Here is a 24,473-nt window from a genome sequence, read left to right as displayed (position 1 = left end):
CGCGGTGGTCTTTCGCCGTTCGACTGCCTGGGGCCATTCTCGGCCAGCGGGCAGGGAATCCGCTGAGCCAATCCGCATGGTGCGGGTGCCCCTCAATCCTCGGACGGTAGCGCCGGTGCCCAGCTTCCGGTGTCGTTGACGAAGTCGATCAGCTCGCGCAGGCGGCCGTAGTCGCGGCCATTGAAGACGAAGCTCAATCGCGGCAGGCGCTGCAGCTCCGGCTCGTCCAGTTCCATCGAGCAGCACGGCTGCTGTTCGAAGGCCCCGCTGAGGCAGAGGTCGGCGTAGGTTTCGTTGAGATGCTCCAGCGCCTCGCCGCTCAGCCCGTGGTTCATGCGGATCACGAAGCGATCCTGCAGCCAGCGGCTGGAGTGGAAGTTGCTGTAGAAGCGGGTGATCTCGTGGGTCGCTTGTTCCGCACTGTCGACCAGGCGTACCAGGCGCAGGTCGCTGGGCAGGATGTAGCGATTGCCCTCCAACTGGTTGCGCATGAACTGCAAGGCATCGCGCCAGTAACTGCCTCCCGGCATGTCCAGCAGGACGATGGGGACCAGCGGGCTCTTGCCGGTCTGTACCAGGGTGAGGACCTCGAGTGCCTCATCCAGGGTGCCGAAACCGCCGGGGCAGAGCACCAGGGCATCGGCCTCCTTGACGAAGAACAGCTTGCGTACGAAGAAGAAGTGGAACGACAGCAGGTTGTCGGTGCCGTCCACCGTCGCGTTGGCGCGCTGCTCGAACGGCAGGGTGATGTTCAGGCCCAGGCTGTTGTCGCGCCCGGCGCCTTCGTGGGCGGCAGCCATGATGCCGCCACCGGCGCCGGTGATGACCATCATGTCGCAGCGGGCCAGCCGTGCGCCGAGTTCGCGGGCCAGCCCGTACAGCGGATGTTCGGCCGGCGTGCGCGCCGAGCCGAACACCGTGACCTTGCGTCGCCGCTTGAACTGGTCCAGCCGGCTGAAGGCATGCTCCATCTCGCGCATGGTCTGCAGCATGATCTTGGCGTCCCAGCGGCTGCGGTCGGCCTGGGCCATGCGCATCACCGTGACCAGCATCTCGCGGTACAGCGCGAGATTGGGGCTGGTGTCGGCGACGACCAGTGCGACGAGCTCGTCGATCCTGCTCGCCAGGTCGGCGCCGCCGGTCTTGAAATGTCGCGCCAGGTAGTCATCCGGGTCGAAGGGCATCTGTTTCTCCATGTCGGGCCGTGAACCGTTCGGGCAGTGCACCTCCGCCGCCGGGTGCGCCTGCCGCGGTCTGATTCAGAGGGCGATTCGCTCGCCGGGTTCCGGAATGCGCGCCTCCCAGTTCAGGCGCTGGCGCAGCGCCTGCTGCAGCGCCTGCATCTTGTCCAGTTCGCCGTGCACCAGGTACAGCTCGGGGCGCTTCTCGAAATGGCTCACCCAGTCGATCAGTTGCGATTGCCCCGCATGGGCCGAGAAGCCGCCCAGCGTGTGCACCTGGGCGTTGACCGCGATGCGCTGGTGCAGAAGCCTGACGTTGGTGGCGCCGTCGACGATGACCCGTCCCAGCGTGCCGTTGGCCTGGAAGCCGGGGATCACCAGGTGGCATTCGCTGCGCCAGAGGTTGTGCTTGAAGTGATGCAGGATGCGCCCGCCGTTGCACATGCCGCTGCCGGCGATGATGATCGCGCCGCTCTTGACGCGGTTGATGGCCATCGATTCCTCCGGCGTCGGCGTGGCCCGCAGGATCGGCAGCCAGCGCTCGGCGTAACGCCCGGCGCTGTCGACCCCCAGCGCGCCGGCAATGCCGTTGATGTCCAGTTGGTCCTTGAAGTGGGAATAGATGGCGTTGGCGCTGATGGCCATGGGGCTGTCGAGGAAGACCGCCTGCTGCGGCAGTCGCCCTTCGCGGTAGAACTTGCCCAGGTAGTAGATCAAATCCTGGGTGCGGCCGACGGCGAAGGAGGGCATCAGCACGTTGCCGCCATCGCGATGGGCCTGTTGCAGGATGTCCGCCAGCTCGTCGAGGGTCGCGGCGTGGCTGCGGTGGTCGCGGTCGCCGTAGGTCGATTCCATCAGCACCACATCGGCCTCGCTGAGCACCTTGGGCGGGAACATCAGCGGCGAGCACATGTTGCCCAGGTCGCCGGAGAACACCAGCTTGCGCTTCTGGTCGAGGTCGTCGACATCGAGCTGGACGATGGCCGAGCCGAGGATGTGGCCGGCGTCATGGAAGGTCGCGCTCACCCCGGCAGCGACCTCGAACGTTTCGTCGTAGCCGTGCGGCTCGCGTCTGCCGAGCATGCGTTCGGCGTCTTCGCGGGTATAGAGCGGCTGTACCAGCGGCTTGCCGATGCGGGCGCGCCAGCGGTTCTCCCACTCGGCGTCCTTTTCCTGCAGCTGGGCGGCGTCGAGCAGCATCAGTTCCAGCAGTTCGGCGGTCGCTTCGGTGCAGTGCACGCGCCCGCGGAAGCCCTCGGCGACCAGGCGCGGCAGCAGCCCGGAGTGGTCGATATGGGCGTGCGACAGCACCACCGCGTCGATGCCGCTCGGGTCGAAGGCGAACGGCTTGCGGTTGTCGTCTTCGCCCTTGTCCTTGCGTCGCCCCTGGTGCATGCCGCATTCGAGCAGAACCTTCGCGCCGGCGTGTGTCTCAATCAGGTAGCACGAGCCGGTGACTTCCTGTATCGCACCGAGAAAGCTGAGCAGAGCCATGATTGCGTCCTGTTCTGTGAGGGGTGGCCAGCATGCCCGTCCCCGGCCGGAACGGCCTTGATACACGTCAGCGAGCATCCTGCCTGTACTGGCTAGACTAGCGCACAACCCCACGTGACGGAGTGACCCATGAGCCAGCTATTGCCCAGCCTTGCGGAACTGGATCAACACGCCCAGGCACAGCCGGAATTCGCCCAGTGGCGCCGCGGCTTCGGGCCGTTCGAGCATGAGCTGGAGACCCAGGCGGCGGTATTCCGTCTGGCCCACCAGTTGGTACAGGCCGGCCACCAGCCCGATCTGGCGGCGGTCTATCGGCTGCTCCAGGCGATCGACCGGATCGCCTGTGCCGGGCTCTGGCTGGTGGTGCACATGACCTATGCCAGTCGCGTGCGGCTGGATGGTTCGCCGCTTGCGGCCGAGGATTTCAAGGCCGTCCCGCAGGGCCATACCGGCGGCGCGCTGAATATGGTGCCGGCCTATGCCGGCTATCTCGGCCTGAACGCGCTGACCGGCCAGACCCGCGGGTGGCTAATGGGGCAGGGGCATTGCGTGGCGGCGGTCGACGCGCTCAACGTGCTGGTCGGCAACCTGCATCCCGAGCAGGCCCAGGCCTACGGCGGTGGCGAGGCGGGGCTCAATCGTCTGCTGCAGGACTTCTACGGCTACCGGCTGGCCAGCGATGGCAGCCCGCTGGCGCCGCTGGGCAGCCATGTCGGCCCGCACACCGCCGGTGGCATCGTCGAAGGTGGCTATCTCGGCTTCGCCGAGCTGAAGTACGCGCACATGCCGCTTCCCGGCGAGACGCTGGTGGCCTTCCTGTCCGATGGCGCCGCCGAGGAGCAACGGGGCAGCGACTGGATCCCGCGCTGGTGGCGTGCCGAGGACTGCGGCGCGGCGCTGCCGGTGATGATCGCCAACGGGCGGCGCATCGAGCAGCGGACCCAGCTCGGCACCCGCGAGGGGCTGGAGGGCTTCCGCCAGCACCTGACCCACTGCGGCTTCGACCCGATGCTGTTCGACGGCCGCGATCCGGCGGCCTTCGTCGCCACGCTGTGGGACATGGAGATGCGCCTGGGCCATCGCGTCGACGAGAAGCGGCGCGGCATCCTGCAGTACCCGCTGCCGATCCCCTACGCCATCGCGCAGACGGTGAAAGGCTTCGGTTTCCATGGCGCCGGCAGCAACGCGGCGCACAACCTGCCGCTACCGGCCTGCCCAAGCGAGGACGAGGCCTCGCGCGAACTGTTCAACCAGCATGCCGCGGCCCTGTTCGTGGCGCAGCCAGAACTTGAGGCCGCGCTGGAACTGCTCGCCCGGCATCGCCAGGGCCGCCCGCTGGAGCGGGACAACCCGCTGGCCGTGCGTCAGCCTGCGGCACCGGACATCCCGCCACTGGCCTACCGTGACGACGCCTGCTCGCCGATGGCCGCGGTGGATCGCTTCTTCGTCGAGCTGACCGCGGCCAATCCGCAGCTGCGCCCGCGCGTCGGCAACCCCGACGAGCTGGCCAGCAACCGCCTGGGCGGCGTGCTCAAGGCGCTGCGGCATCGCGTGACCGAGGCGGAAAGCGAGCTGGAGGCGGTGGATGGCAACATCATCACGGCGTTGAACGAGGAAGCGGTAGTCTCGGCCTGCCTGGCCAACCAGGGCGGCCTGAACCTGGTCGCCAGCTACGAGGCGTTCTGCGTGAAGATGCTCGGTGCGGTGCGCCAGACGCTGATCTTCGCCCGCCAGCAAAAGGAGGTCGGCCGTCCGGCAGGCTGGCTCGGCTGGCCGCTGATCGCCACCTCGCATACCTGGGAAAATGGCAAGAACCAGCAATCGCACCAGGACACCACCTTCTGCGAGGCGCTGCTGGGCGAGATGAGCGACATGGTCCGGGTGGTCTTCCCGGCCGACCACAACAGCACCCTGGCGCTGCTGCCGGGCATCTACCAGAGCCGCGGCACGCTGGCCTGCATGGTCGTGCCCAAGCGCGAGCAGCCCTGCTATTTCGACGCCGGCCAGGCCGAGCAGCTGGCCCGCGACGGCGCCATCGTGGTCGACGAGTTCGCCGGCGAGGAAGCGATCCTGCTGATCGCCAATGGCAGCTACCAGCTGGGCGAGACGCTGCGGGCGGCCAAGCGGCTGCAAGAGGCCGGCTGTGCCTATCGGCTGGTCTACCTGCAGGAACCGGGGCGCTTCCGCGCGCCGCGCGATCGTTGGGAGGTCGAGGCGCATGCCGACGAGCAGGTCGCCGAGCGGCTGTTCCCCGATGAGATGGAGATGCGCGTCATGCTCACGCACATGCGCCCGGAGGTCGCGCGCGGCCATCTCTGGCCGATCCTGCCGGATGCCCGCCGCAGCTCGGTGCTCGGCTACCGCAACCGCGGCGGCACGCTGGACGAGTTCGGCATGCAGTTCGCCAATCGTGCCTGCTGGGCCAACGTGCTGGCCGCCTGCGCACGCCTGCGCAACGTGCCGCGTACTGCGCTGCTGACCCGCGACGAGGCCGCCGCGCTGGCCGGCAAGGGTGATCCGCAGGTGCTGCGCTGAGAGAGGGCGGGGCGCCGAAAGGCTCCCCGCTCAGGGCTCAGAGGCCGCAATCCTTGGCGCTGTAGCGCTCGGTTGCGATCGGCCGGTCGCTCTTGTACTCGCTGAACTCGAAGCGCAGGGTCGCGCCGCGGCCGAGCAGCGTGCGCAGGCCGTCGTTGTTGCACACGCTGGCGTCGAGCTGCGTGCGCACCTGGCTCGGGTTGTCGCGCATCTGTGCGGCGTGGCGCGGCTGGACGCTGAGGTGGTTAACCAGCGCGTTGCCGTCGACCGAGTAGCCGCGGTCGAGAATGTCTTCGTTGATCGCCCGGGGCGTGCCGACGCTGCTCTTGCGCGCGACTTCCTCGAGCAGATCCCCCAGTTGCTGATCCTTTGGCGATGCTGCGCCGGCGACTACGGGTACCAGGCTGAGCATCAACACGGCGAAACGACGATACATGGCAATCTCCTCTTGCTTGCGCAAGTTCGACCGGCTGTGCTCGGCGCCGTTCAATGCCGGCCACTTCAGCTGCCGCGGGCTGGTAGACTGCCGCGCCCATTCGCCAGCCGAGCCTACCGATGCCCCACGCCGTTGCCCGCCTCCGAGAAGAGCGCCTGGCGCGCAGCCTCAAGCCGTTCGTGGCGCGCGGTTCGCGCACGTCGCGCTGCGAGCGCTGCCGGGTGGCGCTCAGCCATTGCCTGTGCGCGTGGCAGCCGCGGGTGGCCACCCGGGCCGGTTTCTGCCTGTTGATGCACGACATCGAGCCGCTCAAGCCGAGCAACACCGGCTGGCTGATCGCTGACGTGGTGCCCGACACCCATGCCTTCGGTTGGGATCGCACGGCGGCGGACCCGCGCCTGCTGGCGCTGCTGGCCGATCCGCAGTGGCAGCCGGTGGTGGTCTTCCCCGACGAGTACGCCGAGCCGGGGCGGGTCATCGAGACGCTTGCCGATCAGCCTGGGCGGCGGACCCTTTTCGTCATCCTCGACGCGACCTGGACCCAGGCGCGCAAGATGTTCCGCAAGAGCCCCTATCTCGACGGCCTGCCGGTGCTCGGCCTGCGCCCGGACGCGCTGTCGCGCTATCGCCTGCGCCGCTCCAGCCGCGGCGAGCACCTGTGCACCGCCGAGGTCGCGGCGCTGTGCTTGGACCTGGCGGGCGAGACGCAGGCGGCTGCCGCCCTCGATGGCTGGCTGGACCTGTTCAGCGAGCACTACCTGGCGGCCAAGCACCACCAGCGGCCGGATTGCAACGACGCCCGCCATCGCGCGCTTGCCGCACTGCGCTGACCGGCTTCAGGCCTTGCCGGCGGTCGCCAGCTGCTCGTCGTGCCGCTGTGGCCACAACTGCGCCACCAGCATGCCGGCGAACATCAGCACGCAGCCGAGATAGCCTCGCAGGCTCAGGCTCTCGTCCAGCAACAGTGCGCCGGCGATCGCCGCGAACACGGCTTCGAGCGAAAGGATGATCGCCGCGTGGGAGGCGATCGCATGCTTCTGTGCGACCACCTGCAGCGTGTAGCCGACCGCCACGGCGAACAGGCCGCCGTAGACCAGCGCCGGGGCGGCGAGCCAGATCGCGCCGAAGGTGGTCTGCTCGAATACCGCGGCGAGCAGCAAGCTGGCCACGGCGCAGGTGGCGAACTGCAGGAAGGCCAGGCGGATGGCGTCGTGCCGGCTGACGAAGAAGCCCACCAGCAGCACATGTACGCCCCAGACGAAGGCACCGGCCAGCTGGATCCAGTCGCCGGAGGCCACCTGGAAGCCCTCGCCGATGCTCAGCAGGGCCATTCCGACCACCGCCAGCAGCGCGCCCAGCCAGATGCCCAGGCCGGTGCGATTGCCCAGCGCCAGACCCAGCAGCGGCACCACGATCACATAGAGGCCGGTGATGAAGCCCGAGTTGGTGACGCTGGTGAACAGCAGGCCGACTTGCTGCAGGTTGATGCCGATGGTCAGTGCCAGGCCCATGGCCAGGCCGCCGAGCAACAGGCCGCGCTGCAGGAAGGGCTCGTGGCGCGCCTCGGTCCTGCCGCGCCAGATCAGCAGCGGCAGCAGGGCCAGCGCGCCGAGGGCGAAGCGCAGCCCGGTGAAGAGGAAGGGGCCGATGTTGTCCATGCCGATGCGCTGCGCGACGAAGGCCGTACCCCAGATCATCGCGGTGATCAGCATGAGGATATCGGCACGGAGGGCTTGGCTGCGCATGGTCGGCTCGCTGGCGGAAAAAAGCGCAGACTTTGCTACAAACGGCCGCGCTTGACCACTTATTCCCGGGCCGGCATGCTTGCGCGGCTAGATTGTTGTAGCGGGCAATCGAAGTCGATATGCCGACCCGCATCGCGCCATCGGTATATTCCCCGTTTCCTCGGGAGGGCGCCGTCACGGTCGGTATGCCGATCGGGTCGGTGATAAAGCGCCAAATAAAAATACAGGTCTGCCATGGCTGCTTATCAAATAATCATTGCCGATGATCATCCGCTGTTCCGCAGTGCTCTGCAGCAGGCCCTGACCATGGGGCTGGGCGAGAACGTCCGTCTCGTCGAGGCGGCCAGCATCGCCGAACTCGAAGCCTGTCTCACCCAGGGCAGCGACTGGGACCTGGTTCTCTTGGACCTGAACATGCCCGGTGCCTATGGCTTCTCCGGCCTGGTCTTGCTGCGCGGGCAGTACCCGCACCTGCCGGTGGTGATGATCTCCGCCCAGGAAGATGCCGCCGTGGTGGCCCGCTCGCGTGAATTCGGCGCCAGTGGCTTCATTCCCAAGTCCAGTTCGCTGGAGACCATCCAGGAAGCGGTGCGCGCCGTGCTCGACGGCGACGTCTGGTGGCCGGCCCATATCCAGGAAGAAGCTGGCGTCAGCGCCGAAGCCAAGGCCGCCAGCGCCGGGCTGGCCAGCCTCACCCCGCAGCAGTTCCGCGTGCTGACCATGGTCTGCGACGGCCTGCTGAACAAGCAGATCGCCTACGAGCTGAACGTCTCGGAGGCGACCATCAAGGCCCACGTCACCGCGATCTTCCGCAAGCTCGGCGTGCGCACCCGTACCCAGGCCGCGCTGCTGCTGCAGCAGATGGGCTCGATTCCTACCGCCTGACCCTCAGGCGATCGGCGGCAGGTCGATCTGGTCGCTGCGTTGCACCCCGAGGGTCAGTTGCCGGCACAGCTCGATGAACTCGCGCATGGCCGCCGTCTGATATTTCTGTGAATGCCAGATGAAGTTGAACTGGCGCCCCAGGTCCAGCCCTGGGGTCGCCACCGGCACCAGGCTGCCCCGGCGAAAGGCATCGCGCAGCGCCAGGCGCGAAATGCAGCCGATGCCCAGGCCTGATTCCACGGCGCGCTTGATCGCCTCGGTATGCTCCAGCTCCAGCCGTACGTTCAAGCGACCCGGTAGATGGCGCATGGCGTGGTCGAAGGTCAGGCGCGTGCCCGAGCCCTGTTCGCGCAGGATCCAGGCCTGCGCCGCCAGCGTCTCGAGGCTGGCTTCCCGGCGCCTGGCCAGCGGGTGCTGCGGGGCGCAGAAGACGGTCAGCTCGTCGGCGATCCAGGGTTCGACCACCAGCCCCGCTTCCTGGCAGCTGCCCTCGATCAGACCCAGGTCAAGTTCATGGTGCGCGATCTGCTGCACTATGCGCGCCGTGTTGTGGACCCGCAGCTTCACGTGGCATTCCGGGTGCCGCTGCATGAAGCGGCCGATCAGCAGGGTGGCCAGGTAGTTGCCGATCGTCAGGGTGGCGCCGACGGTCAGCGAGCCGAAGCCACTCTTGCCGTTGAGCAGGTTTTCGATCTCGCGCGCCTGGTCGAGCAGGGCCACGGCCTGGGGCAGCAGCTGGCGACCCAGGGCGTTGAGCGACAGCCGCTTGCCGGCGCGGTCGAACAGCTGGCAACCGGATTGCCGTTCCAGCTCGGCGAGCGAGGTGCTGGTGGCCGACTGTGACAGGGAAAGGCTCGCCGCCGCCCGGGAAACGCTTTCCTGGCGGGCCACGGCGGCGAAGACTTCCAGTTGCCTGAGGGTAAAATGCATATCGTTATAACCGATAATTTATATCTTGATTATTTAATTAACAGATAAGGTCGACATCTATACACTGCCGGCCAATATGGCGCCAGGGGACTGGAGCCAGTCGCAGAGGAATAGGCAGCATGAGCAACCTGAACGTCGAGCGCGTCTTGAGCGTCCACCACTGGAACGACACGCTGTTCAGCTTCAAGACCACCCGCAATCCCGGCCTGCGGTTCGAAAATGGCCAGTTCGTGATGATCGGCCTGGAAGTCGAAGGCCGCCCGCTGATGCGCGCCTACAGCATCGCCAGCCCGAACTATGAAGAGCATCTGGAATTCTTCAGCATCAAGGTGCCGGATGGCCCGCTGACCTCGCGCCTGCAGCACCTGCAGGAGGGCGACTCGCTGATGGTCAGCCGCAAGCCCACCGGTACGCTGATCCTCGGCGACCTGCTGCCGGGCAAGCACCTCTACCTGCTGAGCACCGGTACGGGCCTGGCGCCGTTCATGAGCGTCATCCAGGATCCGGAGACCTACGAGCGCTTCGAGAAGGTCGTACTGGTGCATGGCGTGCGCTATGTCAACGAGGTCGCCTACCGCGAGTTCATCACCGAGCTGCTGCCGCAGAACGAGTTCTTCGGCGATGCGGTGCGCGAGAAGCTGATCTACTACCCGACGGTGACCCGCGAGCCCTTCGAGAACCAGGGTCGCCTGACCGACCTGATGCGCAGCGGCAAGCTGTTCAGCGACATTGGCCTGCCGCCGATCAATCCGCAGGACGACCGCGCCATGATCTGCGGCAGCCCGGGCATGCTGGACGAAACCAGCGAGGTGCTCGACAGCTTCGGGCTGAAGGTCTCGCCGCGCATGGGCGAGCCGGGCGACTACCTGATCGAGCGCGCCTTCGTCGAGAAGTAAGGCGTCGAGGGCATCAACGCGAGCGGCTTCGGCCGCTCGTTTCGTTTCACAGGTAGGGTGCGCAGCACTTCTTGAACTTCTCCCCGCTGCCGCAGGGGCACGGGTCGTTGCGACCGACCTTGAGCGGCACGGTCGGATCGATGAAGTACCAGCGACCTTCGCGCTGGACGAAGGCCGAACGCTCGTGGTGCGCATGCTCGCCACCCTCGTCGTGCCAGCGCGCGGTGAAGCTCACCTGCGCATGCTCCGGCTTGCCGCCGAGCACGCTGCTCTGCTCGATCTCCAATCCCAGCCAGACACTGCTGGCGCTCCACTGGCGCATGCCTTCGAGGTCGAGCGCCAGCTGCTGGGCCGGCAGTGTCGTCTCCTTCAGGTAGTCGATCAGGCCGAGTACGTAGGCACTGTAGCGCGAGCGCATCAGCAACTCGGCGCTGGGGGCGGCGGCACCGGCATGGTAGCGGCCGCAGCATTGCGCCAGTTCGTCACCGCTGCCACAGGGGCACATCAGCGGCCTGCTGTCGCCGTTCGCCTGCATGTTCACCACCAGTACTTGCCGAAGTTCTGCGGATTGGCCCAGAACTTGGCGTTGAGCCAGTCCGGAGCCTGCTTGTATTCGAGCAGGTCGTAGCTCAGCAGCGTGAGGGTCTGGTCCTCGCGGCGGAAACGCTGGTTGACCTGCAGCGCCAGGGCATAGAAGTCGGTGAGCTGCCAGTCGGCGTCGGCCAGGTCCACCAGCACGGCCAGCCGGCTGCTGTTGAGGTTGCGCAGGCCGCCGAGCAGTTGCTGGCCACTGCTTCGCGGCAGGTGCTCGAGGCAGTCGGCGACGATGGCCAGGTCGTAGCGTTGCGTGGCCTGGGCCGGTGTCGGCGCGGCGCTGCAGCGTTCGACACGAGCGTCCGGATGGTTCTCGGCATAGGCGGTGATCGCAGGTTGGTCGCTGTGGCCGACATGCAGGATGCGGGTAGGGCGGTGGTGCTCCAGCAGGGCAGCGAGGGCCTGCTGCGGGGTAAGCGGTTGAAGTGCTGTCAATCAGGAATCCTCTCGCAGAAGCATGAGACTAGCGTGCTTTGGCATATGCACCTAGTCTGAAAACAACCGGGCCGCAAAGAGGTCTGAGGTGCGGCGCCAGGCAGCCCCCAAAAAAGCGGAGATTTGATCGATGAGTACTTTACGGACAGCTGTACCCTTGATTGTCATGACTAGCGTCCTGGCCGGTTGTGCAGGCGTGCAGAAGCAGGACTGGCCGACCTGCGCCGCCGTCGGCGGTGTCACCGGCGCCGCGCTCGGTGCAATCGAGAGCTCCACCTACGCCGGTTGGGGCGCGCTGATCGGTGGCGGTGTCGCGGCCGCCTACTGCTGGGCCAACGGTACCGAAGAGCAGACCGTCGCCGTGGTCGAGACCGTGGAGCCGATGCCCGTGGCAGAGCCGGAGCCTGCTGCAGAGCCGGTGCGTGTCGAGCTGGACGTCAAGTTCGACTTCGACCGTGCCGTGGTCAAGCCGGAAAGCTACGGCGACATCCAGAACCTCGCTGACTTCATGAAGCAGTACGGCCAGACCAGCACGGTGCTGGAGGGGCACACCGACTCCGTCGGTACCGACGCCTACAACCAGCGCCTGTCCGAGCGCCGCGCCAATGCCGTGCGTGAGGTGCTGGTCAACCAGTACGGTATCGAGGGTGGCCGGGTCGACTCGGTCGGTTATGGCGAATCGCGTCCGGTAGCCGACAACGCGACCGACGCCGGGCGGGCAATCAACCGCCGCGTGGAAGCCGAGGTCGAAGCGCGTCCCTGAGGTCGCCGCGAGGCACCCTGCAAGCCGGGCTCCATGCCCGGCTTTTTAGTGCCGCTCAGAAGATCGGGCGCAGGCTGGCGAGGGCGATGGTGGCCAGGCCCAGCAGCAGGTTGATGCCGACCAGGCGGCGAATGCGCCCCAGCACCTGGCCGCCGGCCGGCCAGTCCTGCGCCTCGACGGCCCGCACCAGGGCCGGCAGCTGCAGCAGCTGGATGCGCAGGAAGATGGCCAGCATCGCGAGGTAGGCGCCGGCCATCATGTGCACGTAGCGCGGCGCCGCCTCCAGCGCACCGAAACGCAGGTGCCAGATGCCGATCCCGCTGATCGCCAGGACCACCACCGCCAGCCAGACCCAGCGAAAGAAGCGCCGAAAGACGTCGGCCCACAGGCGCAGCCGCTCGGCCGGCTGCAACACGGCCACCGCGGCCGGGCGCAGCACCATCCAGGCGAAGAACATCCCGCCCACCCAGAGCACGGCGGCCAGGACATGCAGGGTGTAGGGCAAGGCGACGAGAGGCATGGGAAATCTCCACTGGCGATCGGGGCGACGCGCGCTATCATAGCCGCCCTGCGAAACACCTGAAAATATATACAGTCCAGCGCCCATGCTAAGCATCGAACTCAAGGCCCAGATCCAGGGCGCCTACAGCCGTTTCCTCGAGGCCAAGCAGCTCAAGCCGCGTTATGGCCAGCGGTTGATGATTGCCGAGGTGACCAAGGTCCTGGGCACCATCCAGGCCGACGAGGAGGGACGTCGCAGCGGCGATCCGGCGGTGGTTGCGGTGGAGGCCGGTACCGGTACCGGCAAGACGGTCGCCTACAGCATCTCGGCGATCCCCACGGCCAAGGCTGCCGGCAAGCGCCTGGTGATCGCGACGGCGACCGTGGCCCTGCAGGAGCAGATCGTGCACAAGGATCTGCCCGACCTGATGCGCAACAGCGGGCTCAGCTTCAGCTTCGCCCTGGCCAAGGGGCGTGGCCGCTACCTCTGCCTGTCGCGCCTCGACCTGCTGATGCAGGAAGGCCAGGCGCAGAACGCGACCGCGCAGCTGTTCCAGGAAGAGGGCTTTGTCATCGACGTGGACGAGCGCAGCCAGAAGCTCTACACGACGATGATCGAGCGGCTTGCCGGCAATCGCTGGGATGGCGACCGCGACAGCTGGCCCGAGGCCCTCGAGGACGCCGACTGGGCGCGCCTGACCACCGATCACAGCCAGTGCACCGGCCGGCACTGCCCGAATTTCCAGCAGTGCGCCTTCTATCGTGCGCGCGAGGGCATGACCAAGGTCGACGTGATCGTCACCAACCACGACATGGTGCTGGCCGACCTCGCCCTCGGCGGCGGCGCGGTCCTGCCGGACCCGCGCGATACGCTGTACGTGTTCGACGAAGGCCATCACCTGCCGGACAAGGCGATCGGCCACTTCGCCCATTTCACCCGACTGCGCTCGACCGCGGACTGGCTGGCGCAGATCGACAAGAACCTGACCAAGCTGCTTGCCCAGCATCCGCTGCCGGGTGAGCTCGGCCGCCTCATCGAGGGCGTGCCGGAGCTCGCCCGCGACCTGCGCGCCCAGCAGCAGTTCATGTTCAGTGCCTGCGAGCAGGTCGCCGACTTCCGGGCAGGGGAGGACATGGAAGGCCGCGAGCGGCCGCGGCATCGTTTCGTCGGTGGCGTCGTGCCCGGGCATCTGGTCGAACTCGGCATCGAGCTGAAGAAGGGCTTCGCCAAACTGGCCGACCTGTTCACGCGCATCGCCGAACTGCTCAAGCAGGCCATGGACGGCGAGGGTTCCAGCGGCATCGCCAGCCACCAGGCCGAGGAGTGGTATCCGCTGTTCGGCAGCCTGCTGACCCGGGCCCAGGGCAACTGGGACCTCTGGCTGGCCTTCACCGCCGAGGATGCCGAGGACAGCCCGCCGATGGCGCGCTGGCTGACGCTTGCCGAAAGCGGCGCCTTGTTCGACATCGAGGTCAATGCCAGCCCGATCCTGGCGGCCGAGACCCTGCGGCGCAATCTATGGAACGTCGCCTACGGTGCGCTGGTGACCTCCGCGACGCTCACCGCGCTGAACAGCTTCGATCGCTACCGCATGCGCGCCGGCCTGCCGAAGGCGACGGTCACCGCCGTGGTGCCGAGCCCCTTCCATCACGCCGACGCCGGCCTGCTTCGGGTGCCCGACCTGCGCGCCGACCCGCGTGACGCCGCGGCGCACACGGCGGCGATCGTTCGCGAGCTGCCGGCGCTGGTCGAGGGCTCGCGCGGCACGCTGGTGCTGTTTTCCTCGCGCCGGCAGATGCAGGACGTGTTCGACGGGCTGGAGCGCGACTGGCGCCGGCGCGTGCTGATCCAGGGCAACCTGTCCAAGCAGGAGACATTGAATAAGCACAAGGCGCGGGTCGACGAGGGCGAGCCGAGCGTGCTGTTCGGCCTGGCCAGCTTCGCCGAGGGCGTCGATCTTCCCGGCGCCTACTGCGAACACGTGGTGATCGCCAAGATCCCCTTCGCCGTGCCGGACGATCCGGTCGAGGCGGCGCTGGCCGAATGGATCGAGGCGCGCGGAGGCAATCCGTTCATGGAGATCGCCGTTCCCGACGCGTCGCTGCGGCTGGTGCAGGCCTGCGGGCGCCTGCTGCGTACCGAGCAGGATCGCGGCACCATTACCCTGCTGGACCGCCGCGTGGTGACGCAGCGCTATGGCAAGGCGATTCTCAATGCGCTGCCGCCTTTCCGCCGGGAAATCCAGTAGCGACGGGGCGATGCAGGCATTCGCCTGGCGAATGCGGTTCCCGTGCGCGCAAGCGGTTGGGACAATGCCGCCAGGCAGCAGCTAGAGGAGACGAGGGCGTGCAGATCCAGGGCTATTTCGATTTACGCTTCGAGCAGGTGCGCGATCGCTTCGCGGCGCTGTTCAGCGAGACGCCTACGCGCGGCGCGGCGGTGTGCATCCAGATCGGCGGCGAGACGGTGGTCGATCTCTGGGCCGGTGCGGCCGACAATGCCGGGGAACAACCCTGGCACGGCGACACGCTGGTCAACCTGTTCTCCTGTACCAAGGCCTTCACCGCGGTCGCTGCGCTGCAGCTGGTGGCCGAGGGCCGGCTCGAACTCGACGAGCCGGTCGCCCGGGTCTGGCCGGAGTTCGCCGCCCACGGCAAGGCCGCGATCACCTTGCGCCAGCTGCTCTGCCATCGCGCCGGGCTGCCGGCCATCCGTCGACCGCTGCCGCCCGAGGCGCTTTACGACTGGGCGGCCATGACCGCGGCGCTGGTCGAGCAGGAGCCCTGGTGGATACCCGGCGAGGGCCAGGGCTATGCCGCCATCACCTATGGCTGGCTGGTGGGCGAGCTGTTGCGGCGGCTCGACGGGCGTGGCCCGGGGGAAGCGATCGTCGCGCGGACCGCGGCGCCGCTGGGGCTGGATTTCCATATCGGCCTGGACGACGGTGATTTCGACCGGGTCGCCTACCTTGGCCGGATGAAGAACGAGTTCGGCGATGCCGCGGCCCAGCGCCTGCTGCGCGCCACCCTCAGCGAGCCGGAGTCGCTCAGCGCGCGCGCCTTCACCAATCCGCCATCGATCATGACCAGCGGCAACAAGCCCGAGTGGCGGCGCATGGCGCAACCGGCGGCCAACGGCCATGGCCATGCGCGCTCGCTGGCCGGCTTCTACGCCGGCTTGCTCGAAGGCCGCCTGCTCGACCCTGCGCTGCTGAGGGAAATGACCCGCGAGCAGAGTACCGGCGAGGACCGCACCCTGCTCGCGCAGACGCGCTTCGGCCTCGGCTGCTGGCTCGACCAGCCGCAGGTGGCCAATGCCACCTTCGGTGCCGGGCCCGCGGCTTTCGGCCATCCCGGCGCAGGTGGCAGCGTAGGTTTCGCCGACCCCGAGCGCGAGCTTGCCTTCGGTTTCGTGACCAACACGCTCGGCCCTTACGTGCTGATGGACCCGCGTGCCCAGGCGCTGGCGCGCAGTGCGGTCGCCTGCCTGGCATGAACCGCTCGTCAGAATCGGATTGCAAGACTTTGCAGATGAAGCACTTGCGGCCAGAATTTAACCACTCGTCTGAATCACGCACGCCGGCCTCGCTGGTCGTGCCCCTACCTGGCTGGATTGCCCCATGAATCTGCTGAAAAGCGCGTCCCTGCTCGTTTTCCTGGCCGTCGCCGGCTGCAGTTCGACCGAAGAGAAGCCCCAGCAGGCCGCGTTGGCACCGGCCGCCGCGAAGATCGACGCCGGCTGGCTGGACGACTACGAGCCGCGCCTGCGCGATGCCCTGAAGGACAGTCGCTTCGAGGTCGAGCGCAAGGACGGCCTGCTGGTGGTTACCGCGCCGGTGGACTCCTCGTTCAATCCGGACCGACCGGGCATGCTGCTGCCGATCACCCTGGGGCCGATCAGCCGGGTGGCCAAGCTGGTGGAAAAGGACGACAAGACCGCGGTCGTGGTGCTCGGACATGCCGACAGCTCCGGTGCGGAGGAAACCAATCGCGCCGTCAGCCGTGACCGTGCCAGCGCGGTCGCCGCGATCTTTCGCCTGAGCGGGCTCAAGCACGACCGCCTGCGGGTGCGCGGGCTGGGCGCGGACATGCCGCGCGCGGCCAACGACACCCTGGAAGGCCGGGCGCTGAACCGCCGCGTCGAGATGGTGCTGGCACCGCAGGTGAACATGCTGGCGCTCTTGGCGAGCTACGAGCCGGCTGCCGCGCCGGCCCCGGTGACGGTCGCCAAGGTGGACGAGAAGGCTGCCAAGAAGGACTGATTCCCGGCATCTCGACAACGGGCCGCTTGCGGCCCGTTTCGTTTTGCGTTGCGTCAAGCGCGAACACCCCAGGCGCGGATAAGCTAGCGGCCTGTTCGGTCGGTTCGTCTGCGCGCGGCAACGGCACCGATACGGCATTGCCGCCGTCGGCGTACCTGGCGCGATCGTCCGAACCGGCCTCAACTCACCAACCGCAAGGGCTGCCAGGCCGGCGCTGCGATGCAGCCCGGCGAGCGCATGGCGCCAGGCCAGCCCCATTGCCCAGTCCAAGGAGCAACCGATGAACAAGTCCCTGGCCGATATGCGTCGCGACTACACCCGTGATGGCCTGAGCGAGACGAGCGCGCCAGAGGAGCCATTCGCCCTGTTCCGCCAGTGGTTCCAAGAGGCCGTGCAGGCCGAGCAGGCGCCGGTCGAGCCCAACGCGATGACGCTCGCCACCGTCGACGAGCAGGGCCGGCCGCATTGCCGGGTGCTGCTGCTCAAGGCGCTGGACGAGCGGGGCTTCACCTTCTTCACCAACTATGACAGTGACAAGGGCGCCCAACTGGCGCACAGCCCCTTCGCCGCCATGACCTTCTTCTGGCCGGGACTGGAGCGCCAGGTGCGTATCGAGGGGCAGGTCGAGAAGGTCTCGGCCGAGGAGTCCGATGCCTATTTTCATGTGCGGCCGCTGGGCAGCCGGCTGGGAGCCTGGGCGTCGCCGCAGAGCCGGGTGATTCGTGACCGGGCGGAGCTCGAGCGCTTGCTGGCCGAAACCGAGCAGCGCTTCCTCGAGCAGGCACCGCACTGTCCGCCGCACTGGGGTGGCTATCGCCTGGTGCCCGAGCGCATGGAGTTCTGGCAGGGGCGGCCCAGCCGGCTGCACGATCGCCTCGACTATCGCCTCACCGCCGGCAGCTGGGTGCGCCAGCGCCTGGCGCCCTGATCCCTGGCGGCAACGGGCTCAGCTCCCGTTGCCGCGCTGTTGCGGGTATTCCTGCATCCGCTGCTCCAGCCAGCCCTGCAGCTGGCTGCGACGCACCTTCTGCACCTTCGCCTCGGCCAGCCGCGCCAGTATCCAGTCGCGCCGCGCGGGGTCACTGCCGGCGATGGACAGCGCCAGGTCACGGTCCGCCCAGCGGCGAAAGCGGACGAACAGCCAGGCGTGGAATGCCAGGCCGGCGAAGGTGGTGATGGCTATGATGAAATAATCCATGTTCAGGTCTTCAGCGGGCCCGCAGCAGCGGGGCCGACGTGCGTAGAGTAGGGGGCGTCGGCTCTCGGCTCGCCGCGCGAGCAAGGCCTTCAGCTGGTTTCGCTGCCCCTGGGGCGGCGGGTTCGAATCGTCCGTCAGGAGACAACCCATGCGCAATTCCATTCTGCTTGCCTCGTTCACCGCGGTGACCCTCGCCGTAAGCGGCTGTGCGTCCAGCCTCACTGGCGATACCTACTCGCGTGCCGAGGCGCGTACCGTCCAGACGGTGCGCTACGGGACCATTGAATCACTGCGCCCGGTGAAGATCGAAGGGACCAAGACGCCGATCGGCTCGGGCGCCGGCGCGATCGTGGGCGGGGTCGCCGGCAGCGGTGTCGGTGGCGGACGCGGCAGTGCCGTGGCGGCGGTGATCGGTGCCGTGGCCGGTGGCATGCTCGGCGCCGCGGCGGAGGAGGGCATCACCCGCACTCAGGGCGTGGAGATCACCGTGCGCGAGGACGACGGCACCACCCGCGCCTACGTCCAGGAGGTCGAGCCCAACCAGGTATTCAGGGTTGGCCAGCGGGTGCGCATCCTCACCGTCAGCGGCACCAGCCGGGTCGCGCCCTGACGAAAACAGGAGGGAAATAGGCATTGTGCGAGTGACTGGCTGGTCCCAATAGCTTTTCGAAATATATCCATGCGTGGCGCGGCGGTGCCCGATATGGATAATCGACGGCCCGTAGCTGCGAACCAACTGTCGGGTCGACTTATCCAGAACTGCATCGCCGCCCGCTTCGGGGAGGCTTAAGGGGACTTGCTCATGGCGCTTGCGCTGATCATTGCTCTGCCGTTTGCGGGGATCTTCATCCCGCTGCTGCTCGAGCGATTCGGCCGCTCGGCCTGCGCGTTCGGCGCGGGCCTGGCGCCGCTGGGCGCGCTGGTGCTGCTGCTGTCGCAGCGCGAGGCGGTGTTCGCCGGCGAGGTGACCGTCGCGCGGTACGGCTGGCTGCCGGATCTCGGCCTGGACCTGGCCCTGCGCCTCGACGGCCTGGGTTTCCTGTTCGCCCTGCTGATCCTCGGCATCGGCCTGCTGGTCATCCTCTACGCCCGCTACTACCTGTCGAAGAAGGACCCGATGGGTCGCTTCTTCGGCTTCTTCCTGCTGTTCATGGGCTCGATGCTGGGCGTCGTGCTGTCCGAGAACCTGCTGCTGATGCTGATGTTCTGGGAGCTGACGAGCCTGTCCTCGTTCCTCCTCATCGGCTACTGGAACCACCGTGCCGACGCCCGCCGCGGCGCGCGCATGGCGTTGACCATCACCGGGGGCGGCGGGCTGGCGCTGCTGGCCGGCATCCTGCTGATCGGCCATATCGTCGGCAGTTTCGAGCTCAGCACGGTGATCGCCTCGGGCGACCAGATTCGCGCGCATGCGCTCTATCCGCCGGCCCTGATCCTGGTCCTGCTCGGCGTCTTCACCAAGTCGGCGCAGTTCCCGTTCCATTTCTGGCTGCCCCAGGCGATGGCCGCGCCGACGCCGGTCTCGGCGTTCCTGCACTCGGCGACCATGGTCAAGGCCGGGGTGTTCCTCCTGGCGCGGCTGTACCCGGCGCTCGCCGATTCGGAGTGGTGGTTCTACCTGGTCAGCCTGACCGGCCTGGCCACGCTGCTGATCGGCGCGGTGATGGCGCTGTTCCAGCATGACCTCAAGGGCCTGCTGGCCTACTCGACCATCAGCCACCTGGGCCTGATCACCCTGCTGTTCGGCCTCGACTCGCAGCAGGCCGCGGTGGCCGCGGTGTTCCACATCATCAACCACGCGACCTTCAAGGCCTCGCTGTTCATGGCCGCCGGGATCATCGACCACGAGACCGGCACGCGCGACATGCGCCGCATCAACGGCATGTGGAAGTACATGCCGCACACCGCGACGCTGGCGATGGTGGCCTCCCTGGCGATGGCCGGCGTGCCGCTGCTCAATGGCTTCCTCAGCAAGGAAATGTTCTTCGCCGAGACCCTCGAGCAGCACCTGCTCGGCAGCTTCTACTGGACCATCCCGGTGCTGGCCACCGTCGCGGGCGCCTTCTCGGTCGCCTATTCGGTGCGCTTCATCCACGACGTGTTCTTCAACGGCGAGCCGATCGACCTGCCCAAGTACCCGCCGCACGAGCCGGCGCGCTACATGAAGATCCCGGTGGAGGTGCTGGTGCTGCTGTGCCTGGTGGTCGGCATGCTGCCCGGCTACACCGTGGCGTCGCTGCTGGCGACCGCGGTGAGCGCGACCCTCAATGGCGACGTGCCCGAGTACAGCCTGTCGATCTGGCATGGCTTCAACCTGCCGCTGCTGATGAGCTTCGTCGCGCTGGCCGGCGGGGTCGGCATCTATTCCATGCGCAAGTGGCTGTTCCTCTGGTACCAGGGCTTGCCGAACGTCGATTCGGTGCTGGTCTTCGAGCAGGCGATGAGGATGCTGGCCGACGCTGCGCGCCGGATCTCGCTGCTGCTCGACAACGGCTCGCTGCAGCGCTACCTGCTGCTGATGCTGGTAAGCGTGCTGGTGCTGGTGGTCTATGCGCTGACGCCGCTGGCACCGCTGGCCGGCCCGGTTGCGCTGACGCCGCTCGATACCGCCACGTTGGGCGGCATGGCGCTGCTGGCGGTTGCCTCGCTGCTCACGGTGATCTACCACCGCCGGCGCCTGGTTTCGCTGATGATGCTCAGCGTCGTCGGCCTCCTGGTTTCGCTCACCTTCGCCCGCTATTCGGCACCGGACCTGGCGCTGACCCAGCTTTCGGTGGAAGTGGTCTCGATCATCCTCCTGATCCTCGCGCTGTTCTTCATGCCTGAGCGCACGCCGGTCGAATCGAGCAGCCTGCGCGTGTTCCGGGATTTCCTGGTGGCTGGCGGATGTGGCGTGATGGTGGCGTTGCTCACCTTCGCCGTGCTCAGCCGGCCGTACGACAGCATCGCCTCGTTCTTCCTGGAGAACAGCGTGTCCGGCGGTGGCGGCACCAACGTGGTGAACGTGATCCTGGTGGACTTCCGTGGCTTCGATACCCTAGGCGAGATCTCCGTGCTGGCGATCGCTGCCATCGGCATCTACGGCCTGCTGCACGGCCTGCGCCTGCCGCACCCGACTCACGACTACGGCGGCCGCCGCTGGTCCGGCGACAGTCATCCGATGATCCTCTACGTGCTGGCCCGGGCGCTGTTGCCCATGGCCCTGCTGGTGTCGGTGTTCATCTTCCTGCGCGGGCACAACCTGCCCGGTGGCGGCTTCATTGCCGGCCTGATCACCGCGGTCGCGCTGATCCTGCAGTACGTCGCGCTCGGCGTCAGCTGGGCGCAGGCGCGCCAGCCGCTGAGCTACCACGCGGTGTGTGGTGCCGGGTTGTTGATCGCTGCCTGTACCGGCCTCGGCAGCCTGCTGTTCGATCATCCGTTCCTGACGTCCGCATTCGGCCATTTCGAGATCCCGCTGATCGGTGACATCGAGCTGGCGACGGCGATGCTGTTCGACCTCGGCGTCTACCTGGTGGTGGTCGGCGCCACCTTGCTGATGCTCTCCAACATCGGCCACGTCAGCCAGGAAGCCAGTTGCAAGGAGGTGTTGTGATGGAAGCGGTGCTGGCTGTCACGCTTGGAGTCATGGTCACCTGCGGGGTCTACCTGATCCTGCGCGCACGGGTGTTTCCGGTGGTCGTCGGGCTGACGCTGATTTCCTACGCGGTGAACCTGTTCATCTTCTCCATGGGCCGCCTGGCCACCGGCGCGCCGGCGGTGATCGGCAAGAGCGCGAGCCATGTGGATCCGCTGCCGCAGGCGCTGGTGCTGACCGCCATCGTCATCGGTTTCGCGATGACCGCCTTCGTCGTGGTGCTGGCACTGCGCGGTCTCGGTGAACTGAAGACCGATCACGTCGACGGGCAGGAGCCGCGCGAATGATGCATGCGTTGATCCTGCCACTCCTGTTCCCGCTGTTCGCCGGTGCCGCGCTGCTGCTGGGCCATCGCCTGCCGCTGCCGGCCAAGCGGGGCTTCTCGCTGCTGGCGACGCTGGCCCTGGTGCCGGTCGCGCTGTGGCTGCTGCTGCTCGCCGGCGATGGTCAGTTGCGGCTCTACGCTATGGGCGACTGGCAGCCGCCGTTCGGTATCGTCCTGCTGCTGGACCGCCTGAGCGCGCTGCTGCTGCTGCTCAATGCGGTGCTGGCCAGCTTCGCCATGCTCTATGCGTGCCGCGGCGATGACGAGCGTGGGCCGAACTTCCATGCGCTGTTCCAGTTCCAGTTGCTGGGGATCAACGGCGCCTTCCTCACCGGCGACCTGTTCAACCTGTTCGTGTTCTTCGAGATCCTGCTGATCTCGTCCTACACCCTGCTGCTGCACGGCCAGGGCCCGGCGCGGGTGCGTTCCGGCATTCACTACGTGGTGCTCAACCTGCTCGGCTCGGCGCTGTTCCTCGTTGGCGTCAGCCTGCTATACGGCCTGCTGGGCACGCTGAACATGGCCGACCTGGCAGTGCGTGTCGCCGAGATGGACGCCGGCTCCGCGCCGCTGGTCGCGGCGGCCGGCTACCTGCTGCTGATCGTCTTTGGCCTGAAGGCCGCCATCCTGCCGCTGCATTTCTGGTTGCCGCGTGCCTATGCCGCGGCCACCGCGCCGGTGGCCGCGCTGTTCGCGATCATGACCAAGGTCGGGCTGTACGCGATCCTGCGTGTGTTCACGCTGATCTACGGCAGCGAGGCGGGGCCGCTGGCCAACATGGTCTCCGACTGGCTCTGGCCGCTGGCGCTGGTCACCCTGGCGGTCGGCGTGTTCGGTGCGCTGGCCAGCCGTGGCCTGCAGACGACCATCGGCCATCTGGTGGTGGTCTCGGTCGGTACGCTGCTGGCCGGGCTCGCCCTGGGCAGCCAGGCCGGACTGGCCGCGGCGCTCTACTACCTGCTGCATACCACCCTGGTCAGCGGCGGGCTGTTCCTCCTGGCCGACCTCATCGCCCGCCAGCGGGGCGCGCTGGGGGCGCTGCTGGTCAGTGCGCCGGCGCTCCGCCAGCCGCTGCTGCTGGGGCTGGTCTTCTTCGCCGGGGCCATCTCCGTGGTCGGCCTGCCGCCATTCTCCGGCTTCTTCGGCAAGCTGATGCTCCTGCAGGCGGTGCCACCGGGTCCCGACGCGCTGCTGTTCTGGCCGGTGTTGCTGGTCGGCGGGCTGGGCATGCTGATTGCGCTCAGCCGCACCGGCAGCCTGATCTTCTGGCGCGCCGAAGGCGAGCCGGTGGCCGAACGTGCCGACGGCCTGCGCCTGCTGGCGGCCGTCGGCTTGCTGCTGGGCAGTGTGCTGCTGGTGCTGCTGGCGCGGCCGATCATCGCCTACCTGCAGGCGACCGCTGCGCAGTTGCTCGACCTGCAGCCGTACCTGGCGATCATCCGGGGAGGTGAGGCATGAACCGCTGGTTGCCCAGGCCGGCCCTGACCCTGCTGCTGGCAGTGGTCTGGCTGCTGCTGGCCAACAGCCTGTCGCTGGGCCAGGCGCTGCTCGGCCTGTTTCTCGGCTGGGCCATTCCCTTGCTGGTCCCGGGCTTCCTGATCCCGGTGCCGGCGATCCGCCGCCCGCTGCGTTTGCTGGCCTTCGTCGGTCGCGTCATCGCCGACATCGTGGTGGCCAACCTGCATGTGGCCAAGCTGGTGCTCGGCCCGCGGGGTAGCCTGCGGCCGGCCTTCGTCGAGGTGCCGGTGGAGATCGGCGACGAATTCGTCCTCGCGGTGCTGACCAGCATCGTCTCGCTGACCCCCGGCACGGTGTCGGCCGGGCTCAGCCCCGATCGTCGCGTGCTGTTGCTGCACGTGCTGGATGCGCCCGATCCGGACGAGGTGGTGGCACAGGTCAAGGCGCGTTACGAGGCACCGCTGCTGGAGATATTCGCATGCTCGCGTTCGTGATTCCGTTGTGCTTCGCCATGCTCGGCGTCGCGGTGCTGCTCAACATGCTGCGCCTGATCCAGGGGCCGGACATGCCCGATCGCATCCTGGCGCTCGACACGCTGTACATCAACGGCCTGGCCCTGATCATCCTGTTCGGCATCTGGCTGGCCTCGGACCTGTTCTTCGAAGCCGCGCTGCTGATCGCGGTAATGGGCTTCGTCAGCACCGTGGCGGTGGCCAAGCACCTGCTGCACGGCGACATCATCGACTGAGGTAACGCGCATGCCGTTCTGGTTGGAACTGACCATCAGCCTGTTTCTCGTCGGCGGCAGCCTGTTCGCGCTGATCGGCGCCATCGGCCTCTACCGGCTGCCCGACTTCTACACCCGCCTGCACGGGCCGACCAAGGCGACCACCCTGGGCGTCGGCGGCATCATCATCGCGTCGGCGATCTTCTTCGGCGCCCAGCGTGGCAGCCTGAGCCTGCACGAACTGCTGATCATGCTATTCCTGCTGCTCACCGCGCCGGTCAGTGCGCACATGCTGGCCAAGGCCGCGATGCAGCAGAAGCTACGCTGCATCGAGCGGACCCGCGGCAAACCCTGGGACTGAACCGCCGCGCCCGGCGCTGGCGCCGGGGCTAGATGTGTAAACCCACTACGTTGTTCAGTGGAAGCGGAGCGCGGCTGATGGGAGGCCGGTAGCCGAGGCTGGCATGAGGC

Annotated in this window: 24 protein-coding genes and 1 pseudogene; 16 read left to right on the top strand and 9 right to left on the bottom strand. The window is 67.5% G+C overall.

Features of this window, described 5'->3' with window-relative positions; translation table 11 throughout:
- Positions 1 to 92: 92 nt before the first annotated feature.
- Together L3N39_RS13275 and L3N39_RS13270 are read right to left on the bottom strand one after the other, a co-directional pair.
- Positions 93 to 1,184, bottom strand: coding sequence for an LOG family protein (locus L3N39_RS13275; protein WP_237257883.1), 1,092 nt, complete (start codon positions 1,182 to 1,184; stop codon positions 93 to 95).
- A gap of 75 nt (positions 1,185 to 1,259) precedes the next feature.
- On the bottom strand, positions 1,260 to 2,675 hold the full coding sequence (locus L3N39_RS13270) for an MBL fold metallo-hydrolase RNA specificity domain-containing protein (protein ID WP_237257882.1): 1,416 nt from the start codon (positions 2,673 to 2,675) through the stop codon (positions 1,260 to 1,262).
- Positions 2,676 to 2,804: 129 nt separating this feature from the next.
- On the opposite strand from L3N39_RS13270, the gene L3N39_RS13265 reads away from it, so the two are divergent.
- Positions 2,805 to 5,210, top strand: a complete 2,406-nt coding sequence (locus L3N39_RS13265; RefSeq protein WP_237257880.1) for a phosphoketolase family protein — start codon at positions 2,805 to 2,807, stop codon at positions 5,208 to 5,210.
- A gap of 37 nt (positions 5,211 to 5,247) precedes the next feature.
- Here L3N39_RS13265 and L3N39_RS13260 read toward each other — a convergent pair whose 3' ends face one another.
- The gene (locus L3N39_RS13260; RefSeq protein ID WP_237257878.1) at positions 5,248 to 5,646 is read right to left on the bottom strand and encodes a PA3611 family quorum-sensing-regulated virulence factor; all 399 of its coding nucleotides are present in this window, start codon (positions 5,644 to 5,646) and stop codon (positions 5,248 to 5,250) included.
- A 119-nt stretch (positions 5,647 to 5,765) separates the two neighbouring features.
- On the opposite strand from L3N39_RS13260, the gene L3N39_RS13255 reads away from it, so the two are divergent.
- Positions 5,766 to 6,476, top strand: a complete 711-nt coding sequence (locus L3N39_RS13255) for a tRNA-uridine aminocarboxypropyltransferase (protein ID WP_237257876.1) — start codon at positions 5,766 to 5,768, stop codon at positions 6,474 to 6,476.
- Between the two features lie 6 nt (positions 6,477 to 6,482).
- Here the strand turns inward: L3N39_RS13255 and L3N39_RS13250 are convergent, their stop codons facing one another.
- Positions 6,483 to 7,391, bottom strand: coding sequence for a DMT family transporter (locus L3N39_RS13250; RefSeq protein WP_237257874.1), 909 nt, complete (start codon positions 7,389 to 7,391; stop codon positions 6,483 to 6,485).
- A 234-nt stretch (positions 7,392 to 7,625) separates the two neighbouring features.
- Between L3N39_RS13250 and erdR the strand changes: the two genes are divergently transcribed.
- On the top strand, positions 7,626 to 8,276 hold the full coding sequence (erdR, locus tag L3N39_RS13245) for a response regulator transcription factor ErdR (RefSeq protein ID WP_237257873.1): 651 nt from the start codon (positions 7,626 to 7,628) through the stop codon (positions 8,274 to 8,276).
- A gap of 3 nt (positions 8,277 to 8,279) precedes the next feature.
- Here erdR and L3N39_RS13240 read toward each other — a convergent pair whose 3' ends face one another.
- Entirely contained in the window at positions 8,280 to 9,206 is a 927-nt protein-coding gene (locus L3N39_RS13240) for a LysR family transcriptional regulator (RefSeq protein WP_237257872.1), read from the bottom strand.
- 119 nt (positions 9,207 to 9,325) lie between these two features.
- Between L3N39_RS13240 and fpr the strand changes: the two genes are divergently transcribed.
- Positions 9,326 to 10,102, top strand: a complete 777-nt coding sequence (gene fpr / locus L3N39_RS13235; RefSeq protein WP_237257870.1) for a ferredoxin-NADP reductase — start codon at positions 9,326 to 9,328, stop codon at positions 10,100 to 10,102.
- Between the two features lie 46 nt (positions 10,103 to 10,148).
- Here the strand turns inward: fpr and L3N39_RS13230 are convergent, their stop codons facing one another.
- Both L3N39_RS13230 and L3N39_RS13225 read right to left on the bottom strand, forming a co-directional pair.
- A complete protein-coding gene (locus tag L3N39_RS13230) occupies positions 10,149 to 10,637 on the bottom strand; it encodes a YchJ family protein (protein WP_237257869.1) in 489 nt (162 codons plus the stop codon).
- Positions 10,638 to 10,639: 2 nt separating this feature from the next.
- Positions 10,640 to 11,131 carry a DUF6231 family protein gene (locus tag L3N39_RS13225; RefSeq protein WP_237257867.1) on the bottom strand — a complete coding sequence of 164 codons (492 nt, stop codon included), beginning with the start codon at positions 11,129 to 11,131 and terminating at the stop codon, positions 10,640 to 10,642.
- Positions 11,132 to 11,540: 409 nt separating this feature from the next.
- Between L3N39_RS13225 and L3N39_RS13220 the strand changes: the two are divergent.
- Positions 11,541 to 11,894: pseudogene (locus L3N39_RS13220) on the top strand (OmpA family protein); the annotation flags it as partial.
- 55 nt (positions 11,895 to 11,949) lie between these two features.
- Here L3N39_RS13220 and L3N39_RS13215 read toward each other — a convergent pair.
- Positions 11,950 to 12,414, bottom strand: a complete 465-nt coding sequence (locus L3N39_RS13215; protein WP_237257866.1) for a CopD family protein — start codon at positions 12,412 to 12,414, stop codon at positions 11,950 to 11,952.
- Positions 12,415 to 12,499: 85 nt separating this feature from the next.
- On the opposite strand from L3N39_RS13215, the gene dinG reads away from it, so the two are divergent.
- The 4 genes from dinG (at position 12,500) to pdxH (ending at position 17,585) form a co-directional block, all read left to right on the top strand.
- Positions 12,500 to 14,644 carry an ATP-dependent DNA helicase DinG gene (dinG, locus tag L3N39_RS13210; protein ID WP_237257864.1) on the top strand — a complete coding sequence of 715 codons (2,145 nt, stop codon included), beginning with the start codon at positions 12,500 to 12,502 and terminating at the stop codon, positions 14,642 to 14,644.
- A 98-nt stretch (positions 14,645 to 14,742) separates the two neighbouring features.
- Positions 14,743 to 15,891: a serine hydrolase domain-containing protein gene (locus L3N39_RS13205; RefSeq protein WP_237257861.1), complete on the top strand. Its 1,149-nt coding sequence runs from the start codon at positions 14,743 to 14,745 to the stop codon at positions 15,889 to 15,891.
- 124 nt (positions 15,892 to 16,015) lie between these two features.
- A complete protein-coding gene (locus L3N39_RS13200; protein WP_237257860.1) occupies positions 16,016 to 16,657 on the top strand; it encodes an OmpA family protein in 642 nt (213 codons plus the stop codon).
- A gap of 280 nt (positions 16,658 to 16,937) precedes the next feature.
- Complete coding sequence (gene pdxH / locus L3N39_RS13195; RefSeq protein ID WP_237257858.1) at positions 16,938 to 17,585, top strand: pyridoxamine 5'-phosphate oxidase; 648 nt, start codon at positions 16,938 to 16,940, stop codon at positions 17,583 to 17,585.
- A gap of 18 nt (positions 17,586 to 17,603) precedes the next feature.
- Here the strand turns inward: pdxH and L3N39_RS13190 are convergent, their stop codons facing one another.
- Positions 17,604 to 17,855: a hypothetical protein gene (locus L3N39_RS13190; protein WP_237257857.1), complete on the bottom strand. Its 252-nt coding sequence runs from the start codon at positions 17,853 to 17,855 to the stop codon at positions 17,604 to 17,606.
- 148 nt (positions 17,856 to 18,003) lie between these two features.
- Here L3N39_RS13190 and L3N39_RS13185 point away from each other — a divergent pair, with 148 nt between their 5' ends.
- The 7 genes from L3N39_RS13185 (at position 18,004) to L3N39_RS13155 (ending at position 24,363) form a co-directional block, all read left to right on the top strand.
- Positions 18,004 to 18,465 carry an outer membrane lipoprotein gene (locus tag L3N39_RS13185; RefSeq protein ID WP_237257855.1) on the top strand — a complete coding sequence of 154 codons (462 nt, stop codon included), beginning with the start codon at positions 18,004 to 18,006 and terminating at the stop codon, positions 18,463 to 18,465.
- Positions 18,466 to 18,657: 192 nt separating this feature from the next.
- Positions 18,658 to 21,450 (top strand): monovalent cation/H+ antiporter subunit A, encoded by a 2,793-nt coding sequence (locus L3N39_RS13180; protein WP_237257854.1) that lies wholly within the window; start codon positions 18,658 to 18,660, stop codon positions 21,448 to 21,450.
- Entirely contained in the window at positions 21,450 to 21,779 is a 330-nt protein-coding gene (locus L3N39_RS13175; RefSeq protein WP_237257852.1) for a Na+/H+ antiporter subunit C, read from the top strand. Before L3N39_RS13180 ends, L3N39_RS13175 begins: the two co-directional genes overlap by 1 nt.
- Positions 21,776 to 23,275, top strand: a complete 1,500-nt coding sequence (locus L3N39_RS13170; protein ID WP_237257850.1) for a monovalent cation/H+ antiporter subunit D — start codon at positions 21,776 to 21,778, stop codon at positions 23,273 to 23,275. The genes L3N39_RS13175 and L3N39_RS13170 overlap by 4 nt, the downstream gene beginning before the upstream one ends.
- Positions 23,272 to 23,769, top strand: a complete 498-nt coding sequence (locus L3N39_RS13165) for a Na+/H+ antiporter subunit E (protein ID WP_237257849.1) — start codon at positions 23,272 to 23,274, stop codon at positions 23,767 to 23,769. The genes L3N39_RS13170 and L3N39_RS13165 overlap by 4 nt, the downstream gene beginning before the upstream one ends.
- Entirely contained in the window at positions 23,754 to 24,023 is a 270-nt protein-coding gene (locus L3N39_RS13160) for a K+/H+ antiporter subunit F (protein WP_237257848.1), read from the top strand. Before L3N39_RS13165 ends, L3N39_RS13160 begins: the two co-directional genes overlap by 16 nt.
- 10 nt (positions 24,024 to 24,033) lie before the next feature.
- Positions 24,034 to 24,363: a Na+/H+ antiporter subunit G gene (locus tag L3N39_RS13155; RefSeq protein WP_237257846.1), complete on the top strand. Its 330-nt coding sequence runs from the start codon at positions 24,034 to 24,036 to the stop codon at positions 24,361 to 24,363.
- Positions 24,364 to 24,473: the final 110 nt, after the last annotated feature.

It is taken from the genome of Pseudomonas oligotrophica (genome assembly GCF_021726475.1).
In the GTDB taxonomy this organism is placed as follows: domain Bacteria; phylum Pseudomonadota; class Gammaproteobacteria; order Pseudomonadales; family Pseudomonadaceae; genus Stutzerimonas; species Stutzerimonas oligotrophica.
This window is presented reverse-complemented; position numbering and strand designations above follow the sequence as displayed.

Bases quoted from the DNA above. Each gene is read 5' to 3' on its own strand.
- L3N39_RS13260 (WP_237257878.1), bottom strand. From the start codon at position 5,646: ATGTATCGTCGTTTCGCCGTGTTGATGCTCAGCCTGGTACCCGTAGTC.
- fpr (WP_237257870.1), top strand. From the start codon at position 9,326: ATGAGCAACCTGAACGTCGAGCGCGTCTTGAGCGTCCACCACTGGAAC.
- L3N39_RS13215 (WP_237257866.1), bottom strand. From the start codon at position 12,414: ATGCCTCTCGTCGCCTTGCCCTACACCCTGCATGTCCTGGCCGCCGTG.
- L3N39_RS13165 (WP_237257849.1), top strand. From the start codon at position 23,272: ATGAACCGCTGGTTGCCCAGGCCGGCCCTGACCCTGCTGCTGGCAGTG.
- L3N39_RS13190 (WP_237257857.1), bottom strand. From the start codon at position 17,855: ATGGATTATTTCATCATAGCCATCACCACCTTCGCCGGCCTGGCATTC.
- L3N39_RS13170 (WP_237257850.1), top strand. From the start codon at position 21,776: ATGATGCATGCGTTGATCCTGCCACTCCTGTTCCCGCTGTTCGCCGGT.
- L3N39_RS13200 (WP_237257860.1), top strand. From the start codon at position 16,016: ATGAATCTGCTGAAAAGCGCGTCCCTGCTCGTTTTCCTGGCCGTCGCC.
- L3N39_RS13270 (WP_237257882.1), bottom strand. From the start codon at position 2,675: ATGGCTCTGCTCAGCTTTCTCGGTGCGATACAGGAAGTCACCGGCTCG.
- erdR (WP_237257873.1), top strand. From the start codon at position 7,626: ATGGCTGCTTATCAAATAATCATTGCCGATGATCATCCGCTGTTCCGC.
- L3N39_RS13265 (WP_237257880.1), top strand. From the start codon at position 2,805: ATGAGCCAGCTATTGCCCAGCCTTGCGGAACTGGATCAACACGCCCAG.
- pdxH (WP_237257858.1), top strand. From the start codon at position 16,938: ATGAACAAGTCCCTGGCCGATATGCGTCGCGACTACACCCGTGATGGC.
- L3N39_RS13160 (WP_237257848.1), top strand. From the start codon at position 23,754: ATGCTCGCGTTCGTGATTCCGTTGTGCTTCGCCATGCTCGGCGTCGCG.
- L3N39_RS13230 (WP_237257869.1), bottom strand. From the start codon at position 10,637: ATGCAGGCGAACGGCGACAGCAGGCCGCTGATGTGCCCCTGTGGCAGC.
- L3N39_RS13185 (WP_237257855.1), top strand. From the start codon at position 18,004: ATGCGCAATTCCATTCTGCTTGCCTCGTTCACCGCGGTGACCCTCGCC.
- L3N39_RS13175 (WP_237257852.1), top strand. From the start codon at position 21,450: ATGGAAGCGGTGCTGGCTGTCACGCTTGGAGTCATGGTCACCTGCGGG.
- L3N39_RS13155 (WP_237257846.1), top strand. From the start codon at position 24,034: ATGCCGTTCTGGTTGGAACTGACCATCAGCCTGTTTCTCGTCGGCGGC.
- L3N39_RS13275 (WP_237257883.1), bottom strand. From the start codon at position 1,184: ATGCCCTTCGACCCGGATGACTACCTGGCGCGACATTTCAAGACCGGC.
- L3N39_RS13240 (WP_237257872.1), bottom strand. From the start codon at position 9,206: ATGCATTTTACCCTCAGGCAACTGGAAGTCTTCGCCGCCGTGGCCCGC.
- L3N39_RS13255 (WP_237257876.1), top strand. From the start codon at position 5,766: ATGCCCCACGCCGTTGCCCGCCTCCGAGAAGAGCGCCTGGCGCGCAGC.
- L3N39_RS13180 (WP_237257854.1), top strand. From the start codon at position 18,658: ATGGCGCTTGCGCTGATCATTGCTCTGCCGTTTGCGGGGATCTTCATC.
- dinG (WP_237257864.1), top strand. From the start codon at position 12,500: ATGCTAAGCATCGAACTCAAGGCCCAGATCCAGGGCGCCTACAGCCGT.
- L3N39_RS13250 (WP_237257874.1), bottom strand. From the start codon at position 7,391: ATGCGCAGCCAAGCCCTCCGTGCCGATATCCTCATGCTGATCACCGCG.